Source organism: Cellvibrio sp. (assembly GCF_046347455.1).
Lineage (GTDB): Bacteria > Pseudomonadota > Gammaproteobacteria > Pseudomonadales > Cellvibrionaceae > Cellvibrio.
The window spans coordinates 298,042-309,993 of sequence record NZ_JAXMGC010000004.1 but is presented as its reverse complement, the minus strand read 5'-3'; the positions used below and the strand labels follow the sequence as shown (position 1 = coordinate 309,993).

12 protein-coding genes are annotated in these 11,952 nt (G+C 48.9%); 6 read left to right on the top strand and 6 right to left on the bottom strand.

Annotated features, from left to right (window positions below; genetic code table 11):
• Position 1 precedes the first annotated feature (1 nt).
• Both U1F02_RS09830 and gshA read left to right on the top strand, forming a co-directional pair.
• Positions 2 to 391, top strand: coding sequence for a hypothetical protein (locus tag U1F02_RS09830; protein ID WP_409990208.1), 390 nt, complete (start codon positions 2 to 4; stop codon positions 389 to 391).
• Positions 392 to 436: 45 nt separating this feature from the next.
• A complete protein-coding gene (gshA, locus tag U1F02_RS09825; protein WP_409990207.1) occupies positions 437 to 2,059 on the top strand; it encodes a glutamate--cysteine ligase in 1,623 nt (540 codons plus the stop codon).
• Between the two features lie 40 nt (positions 2,060 to 2,099).
• Here gshA and U1F02_RS09820 read toward each other — a convergent pair whose 3' ends face one another.
• Positions 2,100 to 2,672, bottom strand: a complete 573-nt coding sequence (locus U1F02_RS09820; RefSeq protein WP_409990206.1) for a flagellar basal body-associated FliL family protein — start codon at positions 2,670 to 2,672, stop codon at positions 2,100 to 2,102.
• Positions 2,673 to 2,821: 149 nt separating this feature from the next.
• Here U1F02_RS09820 and U1F02_RS09815 point away from each other — a divergent pair, with 149 nt between their 5' ends.
• Both U1F02_RS09815 and rsd read left to right on the top strand, forming a co-directional pair.
• The gene (locus U1F02_RS09815) at positions 2,822 to 3,343 is read left to right on the top strand and encodes a disulfide bond formation protein B (protein WP_409990205.1); all 522 of its coding nucleotides are present in this window, start codon (positions 2,822 to 2,824) and stop codon (positions 3,341 to 3,343) included.
• Positions 3,344 to 3,514: 171 nt separating this feature from the next.
• Positions 3,515 to 3,976, top strand: a complete 462-nt coding sequence (gene rsd, locus U1F02_RS09810) for a sigma D regulator (RefSeq protein ID WP_409990204.1) — start codon at positions 3,515 to 3,517, stop codon at positions 3,974 to 3,976.
• A gap of 192 nt (positions 3,977 to 4,168) precedes the next feature.
• Here the strand turns inward: rsd and U1F02_RS09805 are convergent, their stop codons facing one another.
• Positions 4,169 to 5,020 carry an FKBP-type peptidyl-prolyl cis-trans isomerase gene (locus U1F02_RS09805; protein ID WP_409990203.1) on the bottom strand — a complete coding sequence of 284 codons (852 nt, stop codon included), beginning with the start codon at positions 5,018 to 5,020 and terminating at the stop codon, positions 4,169 to 4,171.
• A gap of 464 nt (positions 5,021 to 5,484) precedes the next feature.
• Between U1F02_RS09805 and U1F02_RS09800 the strand changes: the two genes are divergently transcribed.
• A complete protein-coding gene (locus U1F02_RS09800; protein WP_409990202.1) occupies positions 5,485 to 6,384 on the top strand; it encodes a hypothetical protein in 900 nt (299 codons plus the stop codon).
• A gap of 67 nt (positions 6,385 to 6,451) precedes the next feature.
• On the opposite strand, the gene U1F02_RS09795 is transcribed toward U1F02_RS09800, so the two are convergent.
• The gene (locus tag U1F02_RS09795) at positions 6,452 to 6,931 is read right to left on the bottom strand and encodes a TIGR02444 family protein (RefSeq protein WP_409990201.1); all 480 of its coding nucleotides are present in this window, start codon (positions 6,929 to 6,931) and stop codon (positions 6,452 to 6,454) included.
• Between the two features lie 14 nt (positions 6,932 to 6,945).
• Positions 6,946 to 8,547, bottom strand: coding sequence for an alpha-N-arabinofuranosidase (locus U1F02_RS09790; RefSeq protein ID WP_409990200.1), 1,602 nt, complete (start codon positions 8,545 to 8,547; stop codon positions 6,946 to 6,948).
• Positions 8,548 to 8,656: 109 nt separating this feature from the next.
• Here U1F02_RS09790 and U1F02_RS09785 point away from each other — a divergent pair, with 109 nt between their 5' ends.
• Positions 8,657 to 10,549 carry an ATP-binding cassette domain-containing protein gene (locus U1F02_RS09785; protein ID WP_409990199.1) on the top strand — a complete coding sequence of 631 codons (1,893 nt, stop codon included), beginning with the start codon at positions 8,657 to 8,659 and terminating at the stop codon, positions 10,547 to 10,549.
• Between the two features lie 12 nt (positions 10,550 to 10,561).
• Here the strand turns inward: U1F02_RS09785 and U1F02_RS09780 are convergent, their stop codons facing one another.
• Together U1F02_RS09780 and U1F02_RS09775 are read right to left on the bottom strand one after the other, a co-directional pair.
• Positions 10,562 to 11,431, bottom strand: coding sequence for a response regulator (locus tag U1F02_RS09780; protein WP_409990198.1), 870 nt, complete (start codon positions 11,429 to 11,431; stop codon positions 10,562 to 10,564).
• Between the two features lie 77 nt (positions 11,432 to 11,508).
• Positions 11,509 to 11,895: a TfoX/Sxy family protein gene (locus U1F02_RS09775; RefSeq protein WP_409990197.1), complete on the bottom strand. Its 387-nt coding sequence runs from the start codon at positions 11,893 to 11,895 to the stop codon at positions 11,509 to 11,511.
• Positions 11,896 to 11,952: the final 57 nt, after the last annotated feature.

Genomic DNA, 11,952 nt, shown 5'->3' with positions numbered 1-11,952 from the left:
TATGAATCAAACCTTTATTCTGCAAAATCAGGACAAACTTTTCTTTGGTAAAAGCAAAGAATGGGTAGATGGTTACGACGCCAACGCCGTGTTCAAAACGCCGCATAAAGATGAAGCGGTTAACCAGATGTTCGAGATTACGTCCAAAGACTACAAGCAACGCGTAAAAGTGATTGCTTGTGCCTTGGACGAAAAGGCGCTGCCGGTTATTGATGCTGACATAATGCCCGCCCCGCTCCCCAAAGTGCCCAAGCCGCCAAAAGCGGGTGAAGATTTATTTGCTGAACCGGAAGCGCAAGGCGAAGAAGTAGAAGATGAGCCCGAGGAAGAGCTGAGCTTTAGTGCTGAGCCCGCTGCGGATGAAGACAAAACCCAAGCTACACTGATCTAAGCCACCACTCGCGATCCACCAACAACAATCACAAGGGGTTCGGTTTTGCCTTCCATCAATAACGATCAATTGGCTGCCTTCGCGCAAGCTACCGCCAACCAAAGCCTGCGCGGCATTTTGCGTGGGCTGGAAAAGGAAAGCTTGCGCATTACACCGCAGGGCGAACTGGCGCAAACCGACCACCCGCTCGGATTAGGATCGGCGCTTAAGCACCCCCACATCACCACCGATTACAGCGAATCCTTACTGGAATTTATTACCGAACCTTTTACCGATATTTCTGCGTTGCTGCAGCAGCTGGACGATATTCATCGCTTCACCTATCAGGAACTTGCGCGAAGTGGCGAGCGCTTATGGCCCGCGAGCATGCCGAGCCATTTACCGCCGGATGCACAAATTCCCGTTGCGCGTTACGGCACATCCAACAGCGGCACCATGAAAACCATTTATCGCATTGGCTTGGGGCATCGTTATGGCCGCAGTATGCAAACCATCGCTGGCGTTCACTACAACTTCTCCTTGCCAGACGATTTTTGGCGAGCGCTGCAAACCCAAGAAGGCGATACCCAAGACCTGCAAGCCTTTAAGACTCAACGTTACTTTGCGTTGATTCGCAACTTCCGCCGCTACTTCTGGTTGCTGGTTTACCTCTTCGGTGCGGCACCTGCGGTGAGTAACAACTTTGTGGAAGGCCGTAAACATCGCCTGCAACCGCTGGGTGATGACAGCCAGCATCTACCCTTCGCAACCTCGCTACGCATGGGCGATTTGGGTTACCAGAGCGATGCGCAGCAATCATTATTCGTGTGCTACAACAACCTAAGCAGCTACCTGAGCACACTGTGCGGTGCTATCACGCGCCCGCATCCGGCCTATGAAGCTATTGGTGTGAAAGACGAACAAGGCAATTACCAACAGCTCAACACCAGTCTGCTGCAAATTGAAAACGAGTTTTACTCCAGTATTCGCCCCAAGCGCACAACTCAATCGGGCGAGACAGCGCTGCAAGCCTTGCGGTTACGCGGCGTGGAATACATTGAAGTGCGCTGTGTGGATTTGAATCCCTACGAGCCTTTAGGTGTAAGCGCTGAGCAATTACGTGTGATTGATGCCTTCTTGCTGACCTGCCTCTTGAGCGACAGCCCGCAAACCTCCTTGGAGGAATACGCCGAGTGGCTGGAAAACCAAAAACGGATTGTCTACTTTGGACGCGACCCGGAACTACGCTTGCTGCGCAACGGCGAGGAAGTGAGTTTTAAGGAATGGGCTGAAGAAATTCTTCACAACTCGCAAGCCTGCGCCAAACTGTTAGATCAGGCGAACGGCGGCGAAGATTACATTACCGCGGTAAATCGCCAATTCGCCAAACTTAGCAACCCAGCCCTAACGCCTTCCGCCCGCGTGCTGGCAGATATGCAAAGCCAAGGGAAAAGTTTCTTTGAACACAGTCTTGCGCTGGCTGAGCAGCATCGCCAATTTTTTGCCTCCGCCCCGTTAGCTTGCGCAACAGCTGATGCTTTTGAGCTAATGAGTATTAAATCGCTCAACGAACAACACCAGCTGGAACAGTCACCACAAATTCCCTTTAGCGAATACTTGGCTAGCTATTATCAGCAGTACCATAACTGCAGCTGCGCGACACCCGAAAAACAAAACGCCCCTTGTTGATACAAGAGGCGTTTTTGTTGTCAGATCCACGCACCGGTTTTTACTTTTGAACCACCAAGTTATCGAATAGCAGATCGCTTACCGGTGGGCCTTCATGGCCAGCCTTTTTATCTTTCTCGTCCGCGTGTTCAGACTTTTCTTCTTTCTTGGCTTTCTCGTCTTTTTTCTTATCGCCTTTTGCTTTGTCAGCCTTTGCGTGCTCATCGGCAGCAGCATGTTCGCCGCCGTGTTCTCCACCCGGGTTGTTCACTTTCTCCAAAGCTTCATTCACTTTGGCCAAGGCTTCAAGGCGCATTTTTTCTTTGCCCTCGCCACTGGCCATTTGTTCATCGGTCACACTGCTGATCAGCATAATCAGGGTGTCGCGAATCAGGGGCATGTGGTGGGAAACTTCGGCTGCCGCGTGGGCATCTTCGGTACGCAGAGACATCTCGGCCTTGATATATTTGACGCGGCCGGGGCCCCCATAATTCACCACCAAGGGTGGCTTGATCGCAATGTAATTCACACCCTCTTTAAAGGTCTCACCGCCACTGCTGGCAAAAGCCGTCATGGGCAAAAAACTGCTGCCGACCAAGGCAGCCACTAAGCCCAGCTTACGCACTAACTTCATGAAAACTCCCAAGCAAACAGATTGCAATTCGTCGGTCGTCGCCACCGTGGCAACGTTTATCTACAGCATAGACGATTTGTCGCAAACATCTGGCTCTCTTAATCGCTTTTTGCTTACTATAAGCGCCCCATTTGGAGTCAGAGGCCACTATGCCCCCATTTACACGCCAGCTTCCATCCGTTCGTCAAACCAATGTTCTGCTTTTTTTAGGTGGTGTTTTTACCATTCTGTGCGGTGTTTATATGGAACACGTCATGAAGCTGGAACCCTGCCCGCTGTGCATTACGCAACGCGCTTTTTTTGACTTGGTAGGTTTACTCGGCCTCATTGCCGCCATTCACAATCCACGCGGCAAAGGTGTCGTGGTTTATGCAGTGCTCGGTTTGATTGCCGCCCTTGGCGGCGGTTACTTCGCCCAACATCAAGTGTGGCTGCAAAGTTTACCTGCCGACCAGGTTCCCGCCTGCGGCCCGGGCTTGGCCTATATGTTTGAAGTCTTTCCCTTTATGGAAGCCATGAAACTCCTGCTACAAGGCGATGGCAGCTGCGCGCACGTGGATAAAATCCTGGGCTTAAGCTTGCCAAAATGGTCGTTGATTGCCTTTGCAATCTTTGCGCTTATCAATCTATGGCAAATCGTTCGCGGCCTAAAAATGCAAAAAGCCAGTTGATGCGTTTTGCAAGATCGCCTATTGTGTCGCCTTACCTGTGATGCAAACCCGCGCTTTTAACCGGAAAGCGCCCTTGGCGATTCAGCATCAAGCGTCAGTCGTGCAGGCCATAAGCCTAAAGGCACACCTAAACCAAATCCGATAATCAAGCAGTAATCAGGAATACTGAGCATGTTAGAAAATTGCCAAAACGCTAAAGAACGCTGGGGTGGTGTGAGCATCATCATCGACCGCTGGTTGCAAGAGCGCCAAGATATGTTGGTGCAGTACTGCGATGTAGGCAGCGCCGATCAAAGCGAAGAAGTGCGTGGAGAAAAACTGCGTAACCTGTGCCAAATTTTGGTGGATTATGTTTCCGCCGGCCACTTTGAAATTTACGACCAACTGATTAAAGAAGGCCGCGAATTTGACGATGAAGAAGCCCTGCAAGAAGCCGGTCGCTTGTTCACTATCGTTGATGGCACCACCGAAAAATTACTCGACTTTAACGACAAGTATTTGGAAACCGACGATCTCAGCAGTCTCGATAGCGATTTATCACAACTGGGCGAAACCTTGGAAATTCGTTTCAGTGCAGAAGACCGCATGATTTCGGTATTGCACACCAAGCACAAAGATTTGGTAAATGGCTAAGCGCTAAAACCAAACTGATTGCGAAGAACCCGCCGCGTGCGGGTTTTTTATTGGGTTTTCCACAGCCCAACTTCTATCAAATGTGGGTATTGAGCCAATACTCGAAAAGATGAAGTAGAAGGGAGCCGTCATCATTTCCAAGCATAAAAAAACCCGCCGAAGCGGGTTTCTTTCAAAGCTAATCAAATCAACTTATTTTTTAGCTGGTTTAGCAGCTGGTTTTTCTTCTGCGGCAGCGGCAGATTTCACTTCTAACAATTCCACTTCAAAAATCAAGGTAGACGCTGGTGGAATAGCTTGGTTACCTTGGTCGCCGTAAGCCAAACCAGCTGGAATGTACACTTCCCACTTGGAACCTTGTGGCATCAATTGCAAAGCCTCAACCCAACCAGCAATCACGCCGCTTACTGGGAATTCAACTGGCTCGCCACGTTGTACAGAGCTGTCAAACACTTTACCGTCTAACAATTTACCGGTGTAGTGAACTTTAACGGTGTCAGTTGCTTTTGGCTTAACACCGGTACCTTCGGTGATCACTTTGTACTGCAAACCAGATTCGGTGGTTTTTACACCTTCTTTGGTTTTGTTTTCAGCCAAGAATTTCTCACCAGCAGCTTTGTTGGTGTCAGCTAATTTTTTAGCTTCTTCTTCTTTCTTCTTCATCATGTTTTCTTGGAATTCTTTCATGATTTTCTCAGCATCTTCTTGAGAGATGCGAGGAGCAGAAGCGCTCAGCTTATCCAATTCAGCCTTTTCTTCTTTGCTCAAAGATTCTGGTGCTTTAGCTTTCAGTTCGGCCAGTTTTGCTTGGTCAGCTGGGTTCAGACCGTTTTTGGCATCGTTCAAACCCAAGAGGAAAGAATCTTGATCCAAAGCGATGTTGTTTTGCTTAATACCGTTACCGATATTTTGGCCGATCAAGTAGCTAACTTTTTGCTCAAGCGTGTCCAATTTTGGCGCTTGCTTTTTGGCATCATCTTTACAGCCGGTAACCAAGGCTGCAGAAGCCATTAAACCGATAATTGCTAATTTTTTGTTGATCATTTTGCACCCTAGTGGATTACATTTTTAAAGGAATATTGGCTCATGTTTGCCCGAACAATCTAAGCCAAGCACGTGATGGGCAACCTGCAGCTATACCACGGGTGTAACAGCCCTAACGGGCGCCAATGGTATACCAAAACACTAAAATTGTGCGGTATTTTGCCCACTTTTTCACGGATTAGGACGATTTAACGACTGCCCGCAAAACTCATGAGCGCCTGAGACACAAGACTTGCTACTTAGTTCTTGAAAACCCAAAAAAAAGCCTTATTTAGCAGCCGATAAAAAGTTATGCAAACTAGGTGGACGATTGCCGTCCTTAACCGGCAACCAAACGAAAAGATCATCAGGCTTGGCTATGCCCATCAAATTGTCACCTGAATGTCATACTTTTTCGCAGTCCATCACACTACACTGGCTCATGACTTTTGCCCTTTATTCTCATGTATTAGCAGGATTTTACTATGGCACCCACGCTCACCATTACTCACATCGAAAACCAAATCGCCAAGATCACCGCCGCATTGGAAAAAGCGCGTTCGAGTCAATACGCTGCCGCTGAAAAAGCCTTTGTTAGTGCGCAAAAACGCGCAACAGCTGCGCAGGCGAAAGTGAAAGACCTTGTTGCCAAAGGGAGCGCTACTGCCGCTGCACAAAATCGTTTGAATCTGGCAAAGGCCGCACTGGCCGAACAAGAAAATCTATTAGCTGCCGCGCAAGAGCAATTTAATGCAGCCAAAGCCGTGAAGGATGCTGCTGAAGAAGTGGCTCAAGTACTCGCTGGCAAAAAACCCGGCAAAAAAATCAAACTCACCAAGAAAGAAAAAAAGGTGATGAAAGAAGATAAAAAGGAAGCAAAGAAACAAGCGAAAGAAGACAAGAAAAACGAAAAGCAAAAAGCAAAGGATGACAAGAAAGCCGCCAAGCAAATTAAAAAGGATGCCAAAAAAGCTGAGAAGAATACAAAGCAAGCAACGACTAAAGCCGAGCAGCCAGCTGAAGCCACTCAAGATGTAAGCGCAAAAGCGAGCGCAGCAGCAAAACCTAAAGCAAAAGCACCTGTGGCTAAAAAGCCAGTTGCAAAACAGCCGCGCGCTAAAAAAGTTGCATCAGCTGAAGTAGCTGCTCCTGCGGAAACAGAAGCGCAAACACAGGTGATAGAACCTAAAGATCTCGAACCTACACACGCGAGCTTGCCCGCTCACATCACAACCGAGAATACGCCTGAAGGTACAAGCGCAGAACCTGCTGCGAGTGAAACAGGTAAAGATGTTGTAGTAGAAACCCAGGTTGTTCCGCCCGCCGAAATCGCTCCCGAAGAAAGCGCGCAGGACGAAAATCTGGACAAGCCAATTAATGAATAAACCTCAATAAAAAAGGCGCGCTAGAAAATCACTTCTAGCGCGCCTTTTTTATTTCCTTTTTAACGTGTCAATTGCGCAAAGCAAAAACCAAGCTTAGCGGCGCATTTAACTCACGCATATAACGCTCTAGGTTTGAGGCTGTTATTGGGTCCTTCGCCTGCGAATTCTCGTCCACCCAGCGCTCAATTTCTTCCAACAATTTTTTTTCGGCCAAGAGTTCTGCTTGTTTAACAAGATTACGCAGCTGCGCTTGCGTTTCATCTTGTACAAAAGAATCGATGGGTGATTTGAGTTGCCTGCGGATGCGTCGCAAGGTCTCAACAATCTGTGTCGTCCAGCCAGAAATGTGCAACTTTAGGTTTGAAAAACCCCGATCACTCAGCGGATGTTGCCGCGCATCCAACCAGCACATAGCTAACACCAAACACACATTCGCGTTGTATTCATCTTGCAACTGCAAACAGGTGTCGGGGACTTGCGGTTGCGCGTAGAGCGCTAAGGCGAAGTCCCACAGTGTTGATGTGTTGGCTGAATTCCGGTTAACCAATTTATCCTCGTTATTTAGCGGCTTTTGATGGTAATTACGCTGACCGATTGCGGTGCTAGGCGGAATTTTAATTGGCCATCGGCAGATTTAACCGGCAAATTTTTCGGCGACACTACGTCAGGTTTGGCAAAGGTATTTACCGCATCCATTGTGGGCGCTTGTAATATTTCCGCTTCTGCACCGGCGATGGTTTTGCCAATCAATGAGAGATCAATATCAACAGACTGCTTGGGGTCGATATTGGTCACCGCGACTAAAATACGGCCTTGTGCATCGCGTGCAGAAATCGCATCAATGCGCGGCACACTGACATCACCCTCTTTATAAACGCCTTGATCGTAATTGGTTTTTAGCCTTACCGCATTTTGGAAAGGTACGTACATACGGAATGCGTGATAGGTCGGCGTTAACACCATTTTTTCTTTGTCAGTGATAATCATAGCTTGCAGCACATTAATCATTTGCGCGATGTTTGCGCCGCGTACGCGTTCAGCATGACGAGCAAAAATATTAAAATTCAACGCGGCGATGATTGCATCACGTTGCGAATTTTCTTGCTCTAAATAACCAGGATCAGTACCTTTGGTTGGCGCGTACCATGTGCCCCATTCATCCACCATAATGCCGACTTTTTTCTGCGGATCATATTTATCCATAATCGCGATATTGGTGTTAATAAAATCATTCATGACCAGAGTTTCTTTAATCACGCTGGCATATTGTTTTTCATTAAAACCAACGGCTGGAATATTGGGCGGCCATCCATTGCGGGTGTAACGATGTAACGAAAGTGCATCAATATTCCAAGCCCAGGTTTTTTTGCTCCAGGCATTCATTACCACTTCCGCATATTCGGGGTAACCATCGCCATCGGGCCCCACGGAGACTTGCTGGGTTGGCATTTTTTTGTTGTGGTTGGTGCTGAAGTTAGAAAACTGTTTCAACTTGGTCACGTATTCCTCAGCCGTGAAAGGCCCACCGCAACCCCAAACTTCATTGCCTATTCCCCAAAACGCCACTTCGTAGGGTTCGGGGTGGCCGTTGGCCGCGCGCTCTTTCGCTAAAGTGGAATCTTGCGCTGTTAAATATTCCAGCCAGTCAGCAGCTTCTTGTACGGTGCCCGAACCAACGTTCGCAGAGATAAAGGCATCTGCTCCAATCTGTTGGATGAAATCAAAATATTCATGGGTACCGAAGGAGTTGGGTTCAGGCCGACCCGCCCAGCTCGCGTTAATACGGCTGCGTCTGTCTTCGGGTTTGCCTATGCCATCGCGCCAGTGATATTCATCCGCAAAGCAACCGCCCGGCCACCTTACGTTAGGCACTTTAAGGGCTTTTAGGGCGGCGACCACGTCTTTACGAATGCCGCGAGTGTTTGGAATCTTGGAATCCGGGCCAACCCAAACGCCCTCATAGACGCCGCGCCCCAAGTGCTCTGCAAATTGGCCGAAAATATGGCGGTTAATGACGGGGCCTTCCTGACTGGGATCGACCGATATTTTTACGGCTGTATCTGCTGCCGCGTTGAAGGAACCAAAGCCGACCGTGCAAACCAACGCGGAATACATAAATCCGCGCGCAACACGGCTAACGAAGGGATTGAAAAATGTATGCATAGGGATGGCCTCAAGCATTATTGTTGTAAGTGCATATTATATTACAAATTATCGAGTCCGCACAGATTAGGCTTATTCATCAGCCCCGCAGTCTGCTAGCATGCGCGCCATGATTCAATTACAAAATATCTCACTGCAACGCGGCCCCAAATTTCTGTTGGATTCCGCCGATCTCACCATTTACCCCGGCCAAAAAATCGGTTTGATTGGCGGCAACGGCACGGGTAAATCTACCCTCTTCCAAATGTTGCTTGGCAAACTCGCGAGCGATACGGGTACTCTCGATATTCCCAAGCAATGGCGCATTGCCCACATGGCACAAGAGGTTGGCCACACCTCGCGCAGCGCGCTTGATTATGTGCTGGATGGCGATAGCGAGTTGCGTCGTCTCGAGCACGAGATTGCAGCGGCCGGAAGTGATGGTGAAAAGTTAGCGCACCTGTATAGCGATATGGAAAATATCCACGCCTATTCCGCTCCGGCGCGTGCACAACAACTCTTAAATGGTTTGGGATTTAGCGCGGGCGATGATACACGCCCCGTGACGGATTTTTCCGGCGGCTGGCGCATTCGTTTAAACCTCGCGCAAGCGCTTATGTGTCCGTCCGATTTATTGCTGCTCGACGAACCCACCAACCACTTGGATTTGGACGCAACGCTCTGGCTGGAAGAATGGCTCAAACGTTACGCCGGTACGCTCATTATTATTTCGCACGACCGCGATTTTCTCGACAACATTGTTGACCGTATCGTTTGTATTGAACGGCAAAAACTCGATAACTACAGCGGCAACTATTCTGCCTACGAACGCCAGCGCGCCGAAAAACTTGCGCAGCAACAAGCGAGTTACGAGAAGCAACAAGCGCGCATTGCTCACGTTGAAAACTACATTCGCCGTTTCCGCGCGCAGGCGACCAAAGCTCGCCAGGCGCAAAGTCGTATTAAAGAATTAGAGCGCATGGAAAAAATTTCCGCAGCGCATGTGGATTCACCGTTCACATTTACCTTCACCTGCTCCGACAAAATGTCGGTTCCACTGGTACATATCAGCGGCGCCAAAATCGGTTACGGTGAAAAAGTTATTCTCGATAAAGTTGAGCTCGCAATCCGCGCAGAAACGCGCATAGGTTTGCTTGGCCCCAACGGTGCAGGCAAATCGAGCTTGGTAAAAACCCTTGCCGGTTCTTTGCAGCTACTCGCGGGTGAGCGTATTAATGGAGAGCATTTCAAGCTCGGTTACTTTGCGCAGCATCAATTAGAAGCGCTTGATATTAACGCGTCTGCCGCGTTACACATTCAACGCTTGTCGCCCACGGCGCGTGAACAAGAAATTCGCGACTTCCTCGGCAGTTTTGATTTCCACGGCGACCGCGCGTTTGAACCCATCACACATTTTTCCGGCGGTGAAAAAGCGCGTCTTGCATTGGCAATTATCGCGTGGGAAAAGCCAAATGTTTTATTGCTTGACGAACCGACAAACCATCTCGATTTGGAAATGCGCCAAGCATTGACCATGGCGCTACAAGATTTTGAAGGCGCGATCATTATCGTTTCGCATGATCGTCATTTGCTGCGCAACACCGTAAACGAATTTTTGCTGGTGGCCGATGGCAAAGTCAGCGAGTTCGATGGCGACCTGGAAGACTATTACAAATGGTTGCTGCAACAGCGCCAAGCCCAAGCTGCCGCTGAAGAAAAATACGCACCCGTTAACGAAAACAAAGTGGATAAAAAAGCCCAGCGCCAGCAGTCCGCTGCGCAGCGCCAACAATTAAAGCCGCTAACCAATAAGCTGAAAAATCTAGAAAGCCAAATGGAAAAACTCCAAACCAAACTGGCGGACATAGAAACCCAACTCAGCGACACGAGTATTTACGACGATAAAAATAAAGCGACTTTGCAGCAGCTGTTATTGGACCAAGCCAAACTACAACAAGAGTTGGAAACAACAGAAGAAAATTGGTTGCTGATTACTGAAGAGATTGAAGCGGCGAGCAACTAGCTCGTCGCTTTATTACATCTGCGCAATAAATTTCGACAAAACTTCAAACTTATCCGCATCGTTATCAACAAAACGAATTACCATTTTGATGATGTTGGAATCTGCACGGTTTTCACCGGCTGTTAGGCTGTGTACGTAGGCGTTTACGCGCGCCAGCCCTTTGTCCTCGCCCATGTCGATATCTACCACGGTTTGTTCAAATAGCATGGGCAATTTATCTGTGCGCTCAAATGTACAGCTCATGAGTTGTAGCGACATTTCGCGGATGGTGCACTCGAAAATGCGGTGATCAGAAAAGCGTAATTGGGCTTTCGCCTTTGGCGGTGTTTTTACGGCTACTGGCTTTTGGACAAGGGGGGAAGAGCCGGTAAGCAAGGCAGCGCTTGAGTTGGCGGCAGCCGACTTGGGTGCGGGCGCTTCAGCGCGGCCGCCAGTGAGCACATCAATTGACGCGGCCGCTATGCCTTGGGTCGCCGCGCGTGGCGCGCTGGCGGTAGGCATTTTGCCGATGGCGCGCAGTTGTTTGCTGACTTTACGTAGCAATTCGTCCGGTGAAAAAGGTTTGGAGAGATAGTCGGAAACACCAGAATGAATAGCTTTTACGATATGGTCGCGGTCACCGCGGCTGCTGATCATCACAAAGGGGGTTTTGGCGCCATTGGGTGAGCTACGAACGTTGCGCAGGAATTCCTCACCCGTCATCAAAGGCATTTCCCAATCTGAGAGCACCAAATCTATGTCGTTTTGACGAAATAGCGCTAGAGCACGAGCGCCATCGGCTGCGTCAAAAATTTCTACGCCGGGGATGCGATCGCGCAATTGCTTTTTGATCATGTCGCGAATGAAGGTGGCATCGTCGGCGACTAGAATTTTCAAGGCCATTGAAAAGAGATCCTTTAGGTGATCTCTTTAGCCTAGCTCAGATAGGGGATTTTGCCTCGAAAGAGGGCGACTAAAACTTAGCGAACCTTCAGGTGACGCACCGGAATACTAATACTGTCGGGTTCGTCATCTTCCAGAGAGTATCCGCCTTGGGCGGCTTCAACGGCAATGCGCATCCAAAAGATCAGCTCATCGGGTTGGTTGAGAACTTCTTCGGGCACTTGGAAAAAATTAGATTCGCCAGTTTCAATGGTAGATGGCAAGAAGGCGGTCATGCGTTTGGCGATGTAGAGACTGCGCGAGTAGTCATCCGCGCGGAAGTAAAGATGATCGTGAATAACAATAGCGAACTGCACACCCTGATGGTAAATGCCGTAGCCGTTAAAGATACGGCGGTAAGACACCGGAGCCACTTGGCTCATACTTTCCACTGCACTCAGTAAAAAGCTACTACTTACCGTCATAGTGTTCCTGACTTTATAGGTTGTTATTGTATGGTGGTGTGCAAAAAATCAACGAGA

What these genes read in the sequence shown, in the direction of transcription:
- U1F02_RS09830 (WP_409990208.1), top strand. Translation starts at nt 2, where the DNA reads ATGAATCAAACCTTTATTCTGCAAAATCAGGACAAACTTTTCTTTGGT.
- U1F02_RS09820 (WP_409990206.1), bottom strand. Translation starts at nt 2,672, where the DNA reads ATGAAGTTAGTGCGTAAGCTGGGCTTAGTGGCTGCCTTGGTCGGCAGC.
- U1F02_RS09815 (WP_409990205.1), top strand. Translation starts at nt 2,822, where the DNA reads ATGCCCCCATTTACACGCCAGCTTCCATCCGTTCGTCAAACCAATGTT.
- rsd (WP_409990204.1), top strand. Translation starts at nt 3,515, where the DNA reads ATGTTAGAAAATTGCCAAAACGCTAAAGAACGCTGGGGTGGTGTGAGC.
- U1F02_RS09805 (WP_409990203.1), bottom strand. Translation starts at nt 5,020, where the DNA reads ATGATCAACAAAAAATTAGCAATTATCGGTTTAATGGCTTCTGCAGCC.
- U1F02_RS09800 (WP_409990202.1), top strand. Translation starts at nt 5,485, where the DNA reads ATGGCACCCACGCTCACCATTACTCACATCGAAAACCAAATCGCCAAG.
- U1F02_RS09790 (WP_409990200.1), bottom strand. Translation starts at nt 8,547, where the DNA reads ATGCATACATTTTTCAATCCCTTCGTTAGCCGTGTTGCGCGCGGATTT.
- U1F02_RS09785 (WP_409990199.1), top strand. Translation starts at nt 8,657, where the DNA reads ATGATTCAATTACAAAATATCTCACTGCAACGCGGCCCCAAATTTCTG.
- U1F02_RS09780 (WP_409990198.1), bottom strand. Translation starts at nt 11,431, where the DNA reads ATGGCCTTGAAAATTCTAGTCGCCGACGATGCCACCTTCATTCGCGAC.
- U1F02_RS09775 (WP_409990197.1), bottom strand. Translation starts at nt 11,895, where the DNA reads ATGACGGTAAGTAGTAGCTTTTTACTGAGTGCAGTGGAAAGTATGAGC.